Source organism: Sneathiella sp. (genome assembly GCF_029233945.1).
In the GTDB taxonomy this organism is placed as follows: Bacteria; Pseudomonadota; Alphaproteobacteria; order Sneathiellales; family Sneathiellaceae; genus Sneathiella.
The window spans coordinates 1-14,723 of record NZ_JARGOQ010000031.1; the positions used below are offsets into that span (position 1 = coordinate 1).

The 14,723-nt window shown below is 57.0% G+C and carries 15 protein-coding genes; 2 read left to right on the forward strand and 13 right to left on the reverse strand.

What is annotated here, in order from left to right; all coding sequences use genetic code 11:
* Together glmS and glmU are read right to left on the reverse strand one after the other, a co-directional pair.
* Positions 1–1,202, reverse strand: a 1,202-nt coding sequence (gene glmS, locus P1U71_RS11120) for a glutamine--fructose-6-phosphate transaminase (isomerizing) (RefSeq protein WP_301105680.1), incomplete at its 3' end; no start/stop codon positions are given.
* Between the two features lie 37 nt (positions 1,203–1,239).
* Positions 1,240–2,577, reverse strand: a complete 1,338-nt coding sequence (glmU, locus tag P1U71_RS11125; protein ID WP_301105681.1) for a bifunctional UDP-N-acetylglucosamine diphosphorylase/glucosamine-1-phosphate N-acetyltransferase GlmU — start codon at positions 2,575–2,577, stop codon at positions 1,240–1,242.
* A 110-nt stretch (positions 2,578–2,687) separates the two neighbouring features.
* On the opposite strand from glmU, the gene gph reads away from it, so the two are divergent.
* Positions 2,688–3,350: a phosphoglycolate phosphatase gene (gph, locus tag P1U71_RS11130; protein WP_301105682.1), complete on the forward strand. Its 663-nt coding sequence runs from the start codon at positions 2,688–2,690 to the stop codon at positions 3,348–3,350.
* Between the two features lie 10 nt (positions 3,351–3,360).
* Here the strand turns inward: gph and P1U71_RS11135 are convergent, their stop codons facing one another.
* The 5 genes from P1U71_RS11135 to P1U71_RS11155 all read right to left on the reverse strand — a co-directional run bounded on the left by P1U71_RS11135 (position 3,361) and on the right by P1U71_RS11155 (position 7,400).
* The gene (locus P1U71_RS11135) at positions 3,361–3,786 is read right to left on the reverse strand and encodes a DUF2846 domain-containing protein (protein WP_301105683.1); all 426 of its coding nucleotides are present in this window, start codon (positions 3,784–3,786) and stop codon (positions 3,361–3,363) included.
* A gap of 88 nt (positions 3,787–3,874) precedes the next feature.
* Positions 3,875–4,861 (reverse strand): alpha/beta hydrolase, encoded by a 987-nt coding sequence (locus tag P1U71_RS11140; protein ID WP_301105685.1) that lies wholly within the window; start codon positions 4,859–4,861, stop codon positions 3,875–3,877.
* Complete coding sequence (locus tag P1U71_RS11145) at positions 4,858–5,454, reverse strand: uracil-DNA glycosylase family protein (protein WP_301105686.1); 597 nt, start codon at positions 5,452–5,454, stop codon at positions 4,858–4,860. The genes P1U71_RS11140 and P1U71_RS11145 overlap by 4 nt, the downstream gene beginning before the upstream one ends.
* 292 nt (positions 5,455–5,746) lie before the next feature.
* Entirely contained in the window at positions 5,747–6,547 is an 801-nt protein-coding gene (locus P1U71_RS11150; protein ID WP_301105687.1) for a crotonase/enoyl-CoA hydratase family protein, read from the reverse strand.
* 73 nt (positions 6,548–6,620) lie between these two features.
* The gene (locus P1U71_RS11155; protein WP_301105688.1) at positions 6,621–7,400 is read right to left on the reverse strand and encodes a hypothetical protein; all 780 of its coding nucleotides are present in this window, start codon (positions 7,398–7,400) and stop codon (positions 6,621–6,623) included.
* 188 nt (positions 7,401–7,588) lie between these two features.
* On the opposite strand from P1U71_RS11155, the gene P1U71_RS11160 reads away from it, so the two are divergent.
* The gene (locus tag P1U71_RS11160; protein ID WP_301105689.1) at positions 7,589–8,479 is read left to right on the forward strand and encodes a DMT family transporter; all 891 of its coding nucleotides are present in this window, start codon (positions 7,589–7,591) and stop codon (positions 8,477–8,479) included.
* On the opposite strand, the gene P1U71_RS11165 is transcribed toward P1U71_RS11160, so the two are convergent.
* The 6 genes from P1U71_RS11165 to P1U71_RS11190 form a co-directional block, all read right to left on the reverse strand.
* Entirely contained in the window at positions 8,476–9,408 is a 933-nt protein-coding gene (locus P1U71_RS11165) for a DMT family transporter (protein WP_301105690.1), read from the reverse strand. The two genes, P1U71_RS11160 and P1U71_RS11165, sit on opposite strands and share 4 nt — an antisense overlap.
* 7 nt (positions 9,409–9,415) lie before the next feature.
* The gene (locus P1U71_RS11170; RefSeq protein WP_301105691.1) at positions 9,416–10,084 is read right to left on the reverse strand and encodes an ureidoglycolate lyase; all 669 of its coding nucleotides are present in this window, start codon (positions 10,082–10,084) and stop codon (positions 9,416–9,418) included.
* 94 nt (positions 10,085–10,178) lie between these two features.
* Entirely contained in the window at positions 10,179–11,414 is a 1,236-nt protein-coding gene (locus P1U71_RS11175; protein ID WP_301105692.1) for a Zn-dependent hydrolase, read from the reverse strand.
* Between the two features lie 78 nt (positions 11,415–11,492).
* The gene (locus P1U71_RS11180; protein WP_301105693.1) at positions 11,493–13,313 is read right to left on the reverse strand and encodes an ABC-F family ATP-binding cassette domain-containing protein; all 1,821 of its coding nucleotides are present in this window, start codon (positions 13,311–13,313) and stop codon (positions 11,493–11,495) included.
* A gap of 75 nt (positions 13,314–13,388) precedes the next feature.
* Positions 13,389–14,237 (reverse strand): DMT family transporter, encoded by an 849-nt coding sequence (locus tag P1U71_RS11185; RefSeq protein WP_301105694.1) that lies wholly within the window; start codon positions 14,235–14,237, stop codon positions 13,389–13,391.
* 59 nt (positions 14,238–14,296) lie between these two features.
* Entirely contained in the window at positions 14,297–14,572 is a 276-nt protein-coding gene (locus P1U71_RS11190) for a hypothetical protein (protein WP_301105695.1), read from the reverse strand.
* Positions 14,573–14,723 lie beyond the last annotated feature (151 nt).

Genomic DNA, 14,723 nt, shown 5'->3' on the forward strand with positions numbered 1-14,723 from the left:
GCCTTGGTGGAGGCAACGCCGATTTCCGGCCCCGCCTGCGTATGGAAGACGAAATCGCTTTCCCGGCCCATGGAGCTTTCTTCCACATTGACGATGGAGGCAATATGCTGCCCGTTCGCTTTTGCATATTTAAGCGCCGCGAGCGTATCCGCCGTCTCCCCCGATTGGGAGATAAAAAGCGCGAGCCCGCCTTTTTTAAGCGGCATCTGGCGATAGCGGAATTCGGAAGCGATATCCACCTCGACGTTGAGATCGGCAATCCCCTCGAACCAGTATTTCGCGATCATCCCCGCATAGAAGGAGGTGCCGCAGGCAACAATCGTCACTTTCGGCAGGTCGTTCCAGTCAAACGGCAGATCGGGCAGCGTGATCGTGCGGCTTTTGGGGTTGAAGAAGCTGTTCAGCGTCTCTCCCATCACCGCCGGCTGCTCAGCAATTTCCTTCATCATGAAATGGCGGTGATTGCCCTTGCCGATCATCGCGCCGGAGAGTTGGGTTTGTTTAATCGGTCGTTCGACCTCTTTGCCATCCTTGTCGTAAAAGGTCGCGCCATCGCGGGTCAGTACGGCCCAGTCGTCTTCCTCCAGATAGGAAATCCGCACGGTGAGCGGCGCGAGCGCCAGCGCGTCGGAGCCCAGAAACATCTCCCCATCGCCCCAACCGACGGCGAGCGGGGCGCCGCGCCGGGCACCAATCATCAGGTTGTCGTGGGTTTTAAAGATCACCGCGAGCGAGAATGCGCCATGCAGTTTTTTGAGCACGCTGGCCATCGCCTCTTCCGGGCTTTTGCCCGCGTCGATATAGCTGGTGATCAGCTGCGCCGCGATCTCCGTATCGGTCTCGGACTCAAAAGTGTATCCCTTTGCTGTCAGTTCATCGGCCAGCTCCCGGTAATTCTCAATAATGCCGTTATGGACGAGTGCGATCTGCTGGGTCATATGCGGATGGGCATTGACCTCGTTCGGCACGCCATGGGTCGCCCAGCGGGTATGGCCGATCCCGGCGAGGCCTTGAAGGTTATCGCCTTCCAGCACTCTTTCGAGATTTTCAAGCTTGCCTTCGGCGCGGCGGCGGTCGATCCCGCCCTCGGTCAGGGTCGCGATCCCGGCGCTGTCATAACCGCGATATTCCAGGCGCTTCAGCCCGCCAATCAGCGACGGCACTACATCCTTCTTGCCGAGAACCCCGATAATTCCACACATATTCCGCTTACCTTATAATAAAATCAATATACTGGCGCTATTTCTTGACTTTCTTCTTCAAGTCCCGAAACCGCTTGGCCCAGCCGGGCTTCTGTTTCTCATCGGCCCGCTCAATGCCGAGGGCATCGGCCGCCACATCCTTCGATATGGTGCTACCCGCCCCGATAATCGCGCCATCGCCGACCTTGACCGGAGCGACGAGTGCAGTGTTGGAGCCGATAAAAGCCCCGGCCCCGATATCGGTCTTGAACTTGTCATAGCCATCATAATTACAGGTGATGGTGCCCGCCCCGATATTGGCCTCCGCGCCGATGCGCGCATCGCCGATATAGGAAAGATGGCTGACTTTCGCGCCGGTCTCGATTTGCGATTTCTTCACTTCGACGAAATTTCCGATCTTCACGTCACGCGCGATGTCCGCCCCGGGGCGCAGCCTTGCAAAGGGGCCAATCTGAGCGGCCTCCCCAATGATGGTCCCTTCCAGATGGCTATAGGCCTTGATGCGGACATTGTCACCCACTGTCACGCCCGGCCCAAAAAAGACACCGGGCTCGACCACCACGTCCCGCCCGAGTTTTGTATCATGACTGAACCAGACGGTGTCGGGATCGATCAGCGTCGCGCCTTCCGTCATCGCTGCCGCGCGCCAGCGGTTTTGCGCGATTGCCTCGGCCTCGGCAAGCTGTGCCCTGTTATTAACCCCGAGCAGCTCCTGCTCCGCGCCCTTGACATAGGCGCAAGTGAGGCCGCGGCTGATGGCGATCTCGACGATATCGGTGAGATAATATTCGCCCTTGGCATTCTTGTTATCGACCGCCTTGATGAGATCCGCGAGATGTCCGCCATTGATCGCCATGACCCCGGAATTACAGAGGCCGACGGCGCGCTCTTCTGCATTGGCGTCGGCAAATTCGACAATGGCGGTGAGATTGCCCTTGGCGTCCGTGACCAGCCGACCATATTCCAGCGGGTCATCCGGTTCAAACCCCAGCACGACAACGGCGCAGGTCTTGCTCGCACGGCGTTTCTCGATCATCTTGCGAAGGGTGCCCGCCTCGATCAGCGGGGTATCGCCATAAAGGATCAGCACATCGCCCTCAAACCCGTGAAGCGCATCGAGCGCCGCCACCACCGCATGCCCGGTGCCAAGAGCCTCTTTCTGGATGGCAATCTCGGCGGGGGCGACCTCTTTCTGCACCGTCTCCATGGTCGGTGACGTCACCACCACGATTTTCTCGGGCTCAAGCGTCCCCACCGTGCCCAGCAGATGGGAAATCATGGGGCGACCGCCCACCTCATGCATGACTTTCGGCTTGGCCGATTTCATGCGGGTTCCGGCTCCGGCAGCGAGGACAACGGCGGCTATGGATGACATTTCATTACTCGTTCTCAGCAAACTTCATCAAACTTGACTAGACTTGGGCATAAATAACACCTAACCCTACAGGATAAACAAATAAAAAAATGTTACCGGATTTTACATAAATGCAAGATATCGCCGTAATTTTTGATCTCGACGGGACACTGGTGGATACCGCGCCGGACCTTCATGATGCGTTAAATCACACGCTTGCCCGCGCCGGGCGCGACACTATGGACATAGAGCATGTCCAGGGTCTCATCGGTCACGGCGCGCGCGCGCTCCTCCAGAAAGGGCTCACAGCGACGGGCGGCATGCCGGAAAATGAACGGTTTGAAGAGCTTGTGGCCATTTTCTTCGCCTATTACAAGGAACATCTCAGCGATAACAGCAAGCCCTTTGACGGCGTGGTTGACGCGCTTGAGGCACTCAGGGCCGAGGGGGCGAAGCTGGGCGTCTGTACCAACAAGTCGATCGGATTTGCCGAACCGCTGCTCAACGAGCTCGATTTGACCCGACATTTCACGGTCATAACCGGCGGTGACAGTTTTTCAGTCAAAAAGCCCGATGCCGGTCATATTACCGGCACTCTCGACCTGATGGGCCATAACGGCGGGCGGGCCTTTATGATCGGGGACAGCATCAACGATATCATGGCCGCGCGCAATGCCGGTATCCCCTCCGTCGCGGTGACCTTTGGCTATACGGAAACCCCCGTACAGGAACTCGGCCCCGATCATATCATCGATCATTTCAATGAACTGGTCCCGCTGATTAAATCCCTTTGACGGGCTGAAATCAGCCACCCTCATATCGCATTTCCTGAATCTCGCTCAAAGCCTGTTTTTCGGGAACAAGCACAGTGTAGTAGGTCAGAAGGTAGAAACCTTCCTGGAATACCTTAAGATAGTAGGTTTCTCCTTCAACGACTTCCAGGAGAAACTCCTGATCAACATACATTCCATCCGTATGAAATTTATGTATTCCGGGCTCCATCTGATGAGTGAGATATCCACCGGTATGGAGTTCTCCGACCAACTGACCGCCTGCCACGAATGGCGTCGTTCCCCCGCTCCCCTTCATCTGGGTGCTTATTCTGTATACATAAACGAGAGCTTTGCCCGGTTCCGGCTTCAGCCCCGCATTAAGTTCGGAAAATTTAGGTCCGGTTGCCGTGCAGCCGACGAGAATGAGGAAAGCAAAGGCAGAGATAAGAAAACGCATGAAGGCCCCATGGATGGATAAGTAAAGCCTTATCCACCTAGCGCGAAAACTAGAATATCACAACAAAAAATTGTTCCAATTATAGGATCTATTCGTCCTTAAAGAGCGGGAGGGAGGCGATTTTCTTGCCCGACGGGATTTCCCGCTTCTTGATCCATTCGGCGATATCGCGCCAGACGACGGGGCCTTGCAGATCGCGCATCAGCATATGCCAGCCGTTCTCATAGAGGACAATATCGCTGCCCGGTGCGAGCTCGGCGGCAATCTTCTCGATCGGTTCCTTCGGGACGAGCTGGTCATTCTCCCCGTAGAGCAGCAGGGTCGGCAGCTTGATATCCTTCACGGCGTCATAGGCGGCGTCCATGATATTGACGAGACCATAGACGCTGTCGATCCGGGTTTCCTTTATAAAGAGCGGATCGGCGGAGAGATTGCGCAGCATGGAGATATTGTCGGACGCCCGAATGCCAAGGCCCTGCCCGGTCATCTTGACCTCGGGCACGGTATGCGCCGCCGTCCAGAGAACCGCCTGATAGAAGGGGTTGAGCGCCTGCCAGCCCCAGACAGCCGGGGCAGAGAGGATAATGCCATCCACCTCCGGGAAGTCATCCGAGGTGACTGCCGTGATCAGGACCGCGCCGCCCATGCTCTCGCCTAACAGATAGATCGGCTTGCCGGGATATGTCGCCCGAGTCTCCTCCACCATGGTGGCAAGATCCTGTATCATCAATTCCTGCCCCGGCCAGATGCCGAAATTCGGCGCTTCCCCGAAGCCGCGCTGATCATAGGCGATGGTGGTCAGCTCCTCCCCGATCCACCAGCTGCCGGGAAAAGCATAGGTGTTGTTATAATCATTAAAACCGTGCACGGCGATAATAATGGCGGCGGGCTCCTCTGCAGCCCAGATTTTCACGGGGAGTTTTTCCCCGTCCCGTGTTTGCAGATAGCGATCCGTCAGTTCGGCGGGCGTTGTTTCGGGACCGGCCTGCTGCACCACCGGAGAGCAGGCGGCGAGGAAGAACAGTGCCATTGCCCAGGGTGTGAATTGCCGAAATAGCCTATCGAAATAATTCATCCGATCAGTTCCTGAACTCTTTTCCTCAAATACGGCACGACATCCGCCTCAAACCAGTCATTTTTCTTCATCCAGCCCTGCACCCGCCAGCTGGGATGCGGCAGCGGCAGGATATCCGGGCCATAGTCCCGAAATCGGGCTACCGTTTCTGTCAGGGTTTTCTTACGCGTCGATGACAGATAATATTTATGCGCATATTGCCCGACTGCCAGGGTCAGCCGGATATTTTTTAACTCCGGGATCAGCTTCGGATGCCAGCTTTTGGCGCATTCGGGGCGCGGCGGCGCGTCCCCGCCGCTCTTTTGCTTTCCGGGATAACAGAACCCTTGCGGCACGATGGCGAAATTCTTCGGATTATAGAAAGTATCCTTATCGACGCCGAGCCAGTCGCGCAAGCGATCCCCGGACGGGTCGTCCCAGGGAATGCCACTCGCATGGACCTTTGTGCCCGGTGCCTGCCCCGCGATCAGGACCGGCGCGGCTGTATCGGCGACCAGCACCGGCCGGGGGCCGAGCGGTAGATGCGCCTCGCAGATACGGCAGGCGCGAATTTCAGTGAGGAGAGTTGCCAGCGGATCAGATGTTTCCGTCATCAGGCCCCTTTCCGCCCGCGGTCAGTTTCCGGGCTGCATCAGGGCGTTGAGTTCAGTCATGTGGCGCGAACCGGGTCGGTGCAGGATAATACCGTTCGGCACCGATCTGTTCCAATCCTGATCTATTTTTTTGGTTATTTTATTGCCTGTTACGACACAAATATCATGATTTACTTTAAAAATACTTCCGCCCTCATCCTGATCATATCGTGCGGGGCTTGCGAGGCCGATTTTATGGCCCCGCATCGCCAGCCAGCTGGCCGCCCGCCGTCCTTCAAGGATGAGGAAAGGGTCATTCACCTTTGAAATTTCCCGGTCGTTTTTCAAAAAAGGCGGTAATCGCCTCGTCATGGTCCTTCGCGTGATGGGACAATGCCTGGAAGGCCGCCGACATCTCCAGCAGGCTGTCGAGGCGCATATGCTCGCCCTCCCGCAGGAGTTTCTTCGCCATACGCAGCGCATGGGGCGGATTTGCCGCGATGCGCTTGGCGAGATCCGTCGCCGCCGTCATCAGATCCGCATCCTCGACCACGCTGGAGACAAGGCCCCAGTCAAGGGCCGTCGGGGCATCGATCATATCACCGGTAAAGGTGAGTTCCGCCGCGCGACTCTTGCCGATCAGGCGCGGCAGGAACCAGGCCCCGCCATCCCCCGGAATGATGCCGAGCTTGACGAAACTTTCCGCGAAACGCGCGGATTTCCCGGCAATGCGGATATCGCACATGCAGGCAAGGTCGCAGCCCGCGCCGACCGCCGGGCCATTGACGGCGGCGATGGTTGGTACTTCCAGATCGTAGAAAGAGAGCGGGATCTTCTGAATGCCATGACGGTATCCCTGCCGCAGCTCCGCCGGGGAGCCCGCGAACAGCCCTTCCTTGTCGCGCATATGCTTGACATTGCCGCCGGCGGAGAAGGCCTTGCCCGCCCCCGTCAGGATCACGCAGCGTACGCTGTTGTCTTTGTTGATACGGTCCGCCGCATTCAGGAATGCGTCGAAGATGATATCATCGGAGAGGGCATTGCGCTCCTCCGGCCGATTGATCGTGAGGGTTACAATTCCCCCATCTTGTTCATATAAAAGAGCTTCAGTCATAGCGCCAAGCTACTCAATTGCCTGCGAAATAGAAAGCGGGAATCGCGCAGTTTATCGATTATTCCGGTGATGCTCAGGCGGTCCGCCCGTAAAATGTCATCTGCGCTTCCCTTGAAAGCGCAATCCCGGGCTCGGTATTATAGGCCAGGACGGCCAGCATCCGGGTTCGCGATCCCTCGTTCGGGGTCACCCGGTGCAGGGAGTTTCGTCCCCGAAAGAGCACGAGGGCGCCGGCATCCATGGAGAGGCCTTTCGCCGCCGTTCGCCCCTCCAGGACATCGGCGACACCCTCAAAATTCATGTCCCCCGCATCGGCATCGCGCAGCGCGCTGACATACTCGAATTCCCCGCCGCTAGTCGTGGGCTGCACCATCAATGTGATGGCGAAAGAGGAATTATCGAAATGCCAGCCCAGCTCCTGCCCCGTTTCCGCATAATGCAAATTGACCGAGGAGAGCGGATCGGCATAGTTATAAAGCCTCTCCTCTCCCAGTATATCGCAGAGAAATTCCCTGAATTCCGGCGCGTCATACAGGGTGCGGAGCGGCGAGCCTTCGGGCAACACATCATCGGTGATACAGCCCTTCGACGAGACAACCATGCGGTTGCGCGTATGATCGGCGGGAAAGGACGGATCGACCGCGCTGAGATAGACCGTATGTTCCTTCCGGCTGGCATAAACCTTGTCGCGATGGGCCTCCCCCTCCGCCTGTATCGCGTCAATTGCCGCTTTTGTTGCAAATTTCGGCATCACCAGAACGCCCTGCTCGTCCAGCGCCTCCCGGCAGGCGGCGCGAAAGGCGGGGTCATTGATCGGGTGACGGGTCAAATCCACAATTTCGTTCAGTTTCATTTTTACCTCCCTCACAATATCTTTGAAACTCAATCAGCGACGGTCGCTTAGCCGGGTTTTATCCAGTTCCTGACCCTATCAGCATCCATATGCTTGTCACTGGAAAACTTGACAATAAGCCGGATAGGGAGGATCGTTTAGGCAAGAGGGGTTCAACCTCAAAAAAATAAAAACGATCAAGGAACCCAATGTCAGCGCCTTCAACGCCCGCAGATTCCAGCTTTTCCTACAAGGGAATATTCCTGTTCTGTACCGCTATTTTCTTTTTTGCGGTCATGGACACGACTGTCAAATATGCGAACGAGAGCTATCCGCCGGTTCAGGTTGTCTGGGCGCGTTATTTTTTTCATACGGTATTGATGGCGGCCATTTTGCTGCCAAAACACGGCTTGCAGATCATCCGGACGAACCGCCTCAAGATGCAGCTCATCCGCTCTATTTTCCTGCTGCTCGCGACCGTCTGCTTCTTCACGGCGGTGAAATATGTCCCGCTCGCCGATGCGGCGGCCCTTGGGGCCACGGCGCCGCTCTTCGTGATTATCTTTTCGGTCGTGCTTCTTAAAGAGAAGGTCAACGCCCGAAGATGGGCGGCGGTGATCATCGGCTTTGGCGGGGCGATGATCGTCCTCCGGCCCGGCATGCTCGAAGTGCATCCCGCGCTTTTTCTGGTGATTGGAACGTCGATCTTCTACGCGCTCTATCAAATTGCCACGCGCTTTCTCTCCGGGATTGACAGTCCGGCGACCACCATTACCTATTCGGCGCTGATCGGCACCGTCGGCATGAGTTTTGTTGTTCCTTTCTTCTGGGTCATGCCGGATCTGAAGGGCTGGCTAATCTTGGGCGTCATCGGGTTTATTGGCGGATTCAGCCATTTCATCATTATCAAGGCGTTTGACTATACGGAGGCCTCCACCGTTGCGCCGTTCCAGTATACGCAGCTCATCTGGCTGGCCATTTTCGGCTATATTGTCTTCGGGAATTTCCCGGATAATTTCACGATACTCGGCGCGGCCATCATCGTCGCCAGCGGGCTTTACATCCTCTATCGGGAACGGCAGGTGAAAACCGGGGCCTAGGTATCGTCCGGTTTCTTGGATGGGAAAACTGAGACGAGCAGCCCCGCCGCTGTGATCAGGAGCATTCCGCACATGGTCAATATGTCCGGCGTCTCGGCAAAGAAGACGAAGCCCCATATGGCAGCGGAAACGAGATAGGCATAGTCGAATGTTGCAATAGTTGACGGCGGCGCAATCTGATAGGCGCGGGCGACGCCGACAAAGAAGGCCGCGGAGAGAACACCGAGGAGAAGCATCAAGCCCCATTCTTCCGCACCCATGGGCATCCAGTCACCGAACAGGAACGGAAACTGAGCGCGTGTATCTGCGCCGAGATTGAGCAGAAAAAGTACTCCGGTCGCAAGCAATCCCGTGATCAGAAATGATCCATGCAGGGCAATTGCCAGAGTAACCGGCGTTTCATCGCGGCATTTGCTCCGGGTCAGGATCATTGCCAGGGAATAAAAGACGGCGGCCAGCAAGGGAAGCAGGGTGAACCAGGAAAAGGCGTCGGTACCGGGCCGCAAAATGGCGATCACGCCCAGAAACCCGAGCATCACGCCACCCCATTGCCGTTTTGATACCGGCTCCCCTATCAGGATCGCAGAAAGCAAGGTGGTTATGATTGGATTGGTATAGACAGCGACCGCCGCCACGGAGAGGCTCAGCACGGGAAGCGATGCGTAAAAGGCAAGCCATGTCAGAACCAGGAACAAACTGCGGATCAGGGTCCATTTCGGGGTTTGAAAGGCAAGGCGCGCACGGGTTGCGCGGATGAAAAGCAGTAAAACAGGAATGGCAAAAAGTGAGCGGGCAAAGAACAGTTGCCATATTGTCAGGTCCGCGCTGACGCGCTTCACCAACGCATCCGCGAAAGCCATCAGCAGGACGGACAACAGGATGAGGATAATGCCCTGGCCTGTTTGGTCCGGCTTCACCGCGTCCTGCATATTTTTCTCACGGTGCGATCAGCGGAACTTTCAGCAGCATGCCGAATTCCACCGCGAAATTGACCGAGACACGGGCGTGGACCTTGCCCTGCCGGTCATAAAAACGCCCCTCGTTACCGATGGGGAAAACACCCTCATGCCAGATGTTCGGATGGATATAGAGGCCCTTCGTGCCATCGCAGTAAAAGGAGACGAAATCCTCCGGCTGCACATCATCGCCCGGCAGCGCGAGCGGCACCATGAACGGCGTGCCGTCGAGGGAATAGAAAAGCTGCCCGCCGTCGGGGTGATAATTCGCATGCCAAAGCAGCACCTGGTCCTGCTCCCGTGTGGCAACTTTGCTGTTCGCCTCTTCCGGATCGCGGGACCAGCCGAGGATGTAGGTATCCTCGACCGCGTTGTTTCGGCCCCAGAGCACATCGCCTTCCCACCAGAACTCAAAAATGCCCTCCGCCGTGCCGCCCTGATTACCCGTTCCCTCATCGACCTTTCGGGTGCCGGAGGTGGGCCAGGTGACAATCTCGATCGGGAAATTCTCATAATCCTCGACAAGACAGCCATATCCCTTCAGCGTCTCGTCCGAGGCGACAATGACCGGCATATCGAGCAGCGGGAGTTCGGCAGGAATATCCGGGTTGAGAAAATCCGGGGCCTCGGCGGTGGCGGATGTCAGCATCGACGCGTTCCTTATATGGTTTTTTGGTGACTTTAATCGCTTCCGCCGGTTCTGACAACCGCGCCTTCGGGGAAGGGCGGGACCGCCTCCCGAATTACACGACCCCCGCCCGCTCCACTATCGCCTGCAGCAGGACATTGCACCCCGCGGCGAGATCCTCCGGTGTGGCTTCCTCCGCCTCGTTATGGCTGATGCCGTTCTCGCAGGGCACGAAGATCATGCCCGTCGGCGCCACGCGGGAGATATAGCAGGCGTCATGCCCGGCGCCGGAGATAATATCCATATGGGAGAAACCGGCCCTCTTCGCTCCGGCGCGCACGGCCTCTACGCAATTTGCATCGAACTCGATCGGCGGGGAATACCAGATTTCCTCGAACTGCATCTCAAAGCCGCCCTCGCCCGCGATTTTTGTCGCAAAGGCGCGCAGTTCCGCGTCCATTTTGCTCAAAATCTCGTCTTTCGGATGGCGGAAATCGACCGTAAAGAACACCTCTCCCGGGATGGTGTTACGCGAGTTCGGGCGCGACTCAATCATGCCGACCGTCGCGCAGGCAAAGGGCTGGTTTTCAAGGCCGATACGGTTGACTTCCGCAATGATTTTCGATGCCGCCACAAGAGCGTCTTTCCGCCGCGCCATCGGGGTCGGGCCGGCATGGGCCTCCTGCCCGGTGATAGTCACCTCATACCAGCGTTGGCCTTGTGCGCCCATCACGACGCCGATTGTTTTTTCCTCATGCTCCAGGATCGGGCCCTGCTCGATATGGGCCTCGAAAAAGGCCTTGATCTCGCGGCCCCCGACCTCCTCGGTTCCCGCATAGCCGATGCGTTTAAGTTCTTCCCCCATCGTCTTGCCGTCAACATCGGTGCGGCTGAGGCCGTAGTCGAGATCGAACGCGCCCGCAAACACACCGGAGGCAACCATGGCCGGGGCAAAGCGCGATCCTTCCTCATTCGTCCAGACGGCGACCTCTACCGGATGCTCTGTTTGCACGTCGAAATCATTGAGGGTGCGCAGCACCTCCAGACCGGCCAGCACGCCATAAACCCCGTCATATTTCCCGCCCGTCGGCTGGGTATCGAGATGCGATCCCATCATCACCGGCGGCAGGTCAGCGCGCGCGCCCTCGCGGCGGGCGAAGATGTTGCCCATCTTGTCCACCTTTATGGTGCAACCAACCTCGTTGCACCATAATGAGAACAGGTCCCGGCCTTGCCTGTCGAGATCGGTCAGCGCAAGGCGGCAGCAGCCCCCCTTCTCCGTCGCCCCGATCTTCGCCATCTCCATCAGGCTGTCCCACAGGCGGTCGCTTTTGACAGTCATATTCTGCATGATTCATTCCCTTTGCCCGGCCCGGTTTTGGCAAGGATGATTACAGGTGGGATAAATCTTGTCTAGTGTTTCTTCAAGCTAACTCCCTGCGATTTCCTCCTGCAGAATTTCGAGTTCCAGCCAGCGGGTTTCCGCCTCATCCTTGTCGGATTGCGCCTTGGCGAGGGCGTCGGCCTTTTCCTTGAACTTTTCCGGGGTCTTGTTGAACAGGTCCGGGTTGGCAAGATCCGTTTCCAGCGACTTGATGGCCTTTTCCAGCTCTTCGATCACGTCGGGGAGGCGCTCATAATCGCGCTGGTCCTTGTAGGTGAGTTTTTTACGCGGGCCGGAGGATTTCTGCGCCGTCTCTTTTGATTTGGCGGCTTTGGCGGGCGCTTTTTCTGCGTCCCTTTTCATGCGCATGTAATCGCTGTAACCGCCGACATATTCCGCCGCGCGTCCGCCCTCCTCTATCACGATGGTGGAGGTCACGAGTTGATCGAGGAATTCGCGGTCATGGCTGACGACCATCAGGGTCCCGTCATAGTTTGAGAGCATATCCTGCAACAGATCGAGGGTTTCCATATCGAGATCGTTGGTCGGCTCGTCAAGCACCAGAAGATTGCTCTCCCTTGCGAGCAGTTTCGCAAGCAACAGACGGTTCTTCTCCCCGCCCGAAAGCGCGCTGACCGGGCTTTTCGCCTGCCGGTCCTCAAACAGGAAATCGCGCAAGTAAGCCACCACATGGCGCACTTCGCCGCGCACCAGAAGCTGGCCACTGCCCGGATCGGCGAGCGTATCCCAAAGGCTCATCTCGGGATCGAGGCTATCGCGGTGCTGGTCGAAAATGGCGGGCGTCAGGTTGGTGCCGAGCTTGACCTCACCGGTTGTCGGCTCCAGCTTCCCCATCAGGATTTTAAGGAGCGTCGTCTTCCCCGCCCCGTTCGGGCCGATAATGCCGACCCGGTCACCGCGCATGATGCGCGTCGAGAATTTCTGGAGCACTTCATGCATCCTGCCGTCCGCATCTTCATAGGTCATGGAGATATCGGTGGCCTCGACGACGACCTTGCCGCTTTTCGCGCCGCTGCTCACATTAAGCTTGGCGCTGCCCACGGGCGCCGTCCGCTCGGCCCGCTCGGCGCGGAGGCGATGCAGCGCGCGGATGCGCCCCTCGTTACGGGCACGGCGCGCGGTAATGCCCTTCCGTGACCAGTCGGTTTCCTCGGCGATTTTCTTGTCCAGCTTTTTGGCTTCCACCTCCTCGCGGCGGAGGATTTCCTCCGACCATTCATCGAAGGCCGAAAACCCCTTGCCATGGGTGCGGAGCTTTCCCCGGTCGAGCCAGAACAGCCGGTTGGTGAGATTTCTCAGGAATTGCCGGTCATGGCTGATGATCAGCAGCGCGCCCTTGAAACTTTTCAGCTCCTCTTCCAGCCAGAGGATCGTCTTGATATCGAGATGGTTGGTCGGCTCATCAAGCAAGAGCACGTCGGGATCGGAGACAAGCGCCTCCGCGAGGCTGACCCGCCGCGCCTCCCCGCCCGAAAGCGTTTCAAGCTGGCGTGTGCCGTCGATGCCGACCCCATGAAGCACCTGATCGACGAGATAGCCCGTCTCGCTGGCCTCTCCCTCCGCGGGCAGGCCCGACTGCACCTGCTCGAACACAGAGCGGCCGGGGGTGATGACAGGCTGCTGTCGCAGATAACTGACGCGAATGCCGCTCTGCAAAAACCGCTCCCCGCCGTCGAGGTCGATATCCCCCGCGAGCGCCTTCAGAAGCGTTGACTTGCCCGAGCCGTTCCGCCCCATCAGGGCGACGCGCATTCCCGGCTCGATCCCGAGTGAGATGTCGTTGAACAGATCGCCGCCGCCAAAAGTAACGCGGGCGTTTTGCAGGGCCAGAATAGGTGCCGCCATGGAAATTTCGCCAAAAAGAGTATGAGGTCTGCGGCCTTTTAACACTGAATTGGCGGATGGGGCAATTTTATACCGCTAATTATCCGTTCCAATTGAGAATAGAACCGCAAGAACTACCACCGAACCGCCCAGAATTGTTGTGGTGCCAGGGACTTCCGCCAGTAATATAAAGGCAAGGATCGGCGCAAGAGGGGTTTCCAGGGAGCTTAAAAGGGCCGTCTGGCCAGAGGGAACACGTTTGGCGCCCTCCGCCAATGTGACCGATGCAATGGCAAATAACAGGCCGAATGCACAAAGAATATAGATTTCCGTCAGGTCAACGTTAAACGGTTGGCCAAAGACTGCCGCGAAAGGCAATAACAGAAGAGACGATAGCGCGGCGGGACCCGCTCCCGGTGTATTTGGATACTTCCGGTAAATAACCATTATCACGGCCATGGCGGTGGTCATGCACAAGGCCAGAAAATCTCCGTCGAGGCTGATCTGGCCAAGGGACCCCGAAACAATAATCGCAACCCCCAGCAGCGCCCCCTCACATCCTGCCATCATCCGGGAGGTTATTCTCTCGTTCATCACAAACCAGGCGATTACTGCAGCGATAAGGGGTGACGTCGCATAGATAAGGGAAACATTGGCAATGGAGGTTAGCTTAAAGGACGTGATAAAAGCCACCGTTCCCAATGCGCCGATCACCGCGACCGCCAGGCCACTGTATCCCATACCCAAAAAATTATGCCGGATCGTTCCCCTGTTTAGCATCCAGAGAGTCGTGAAGGCCGCGGCGAAAAAGCCTCTCCAGAAAATGACCTCCCACGATCCGGCGTCAACACCCTTGGTGAACAATCCCGCCGTGCTGAATGTTATCGCTGAAACAACAACAAGGCAGACGCCAACATAATATTCTGTGTGGGTATTTTGTTGCAATTTTTCCTCGTTTGCGAACTCGGATCCATGGGAATTTCAGGGAAACCGTTGGAACTTGTTTATCTGCCCGCGCTATATTTTGTCCTTGCTTCCCTCTCGATCCGCTCCTCGATCGAAGACGCGATCTCGGCGCTGTCGAGCCCGATGTCTTTCAGGGCACGATAATCCAGGGCCCTAAGTTTATGGTGCTCGGCGCGATTTCGGAGCGAGCGGGCGACCGCCGAAAGCAGGAAGTTAAACAACCGTCGGCTCCTGGAGATTGGATGGACGGTCCGTTCGGGCTGCTGTGCCTGAAGGCTTGGATCGGGATCGCGTTGCAACTGTAATAAGTCCATGGAATCCTCCATCAGTTTACGTTTCGGCCGACAACAAACAGAGTTTAATTGAGAAAATTTAAACTGTTATTGTCTATATTATCTCCATATGAAGATAATTTATCCTTGATTTATAGTGTAATATATGGAGAATTATGACCTTCAACAAACG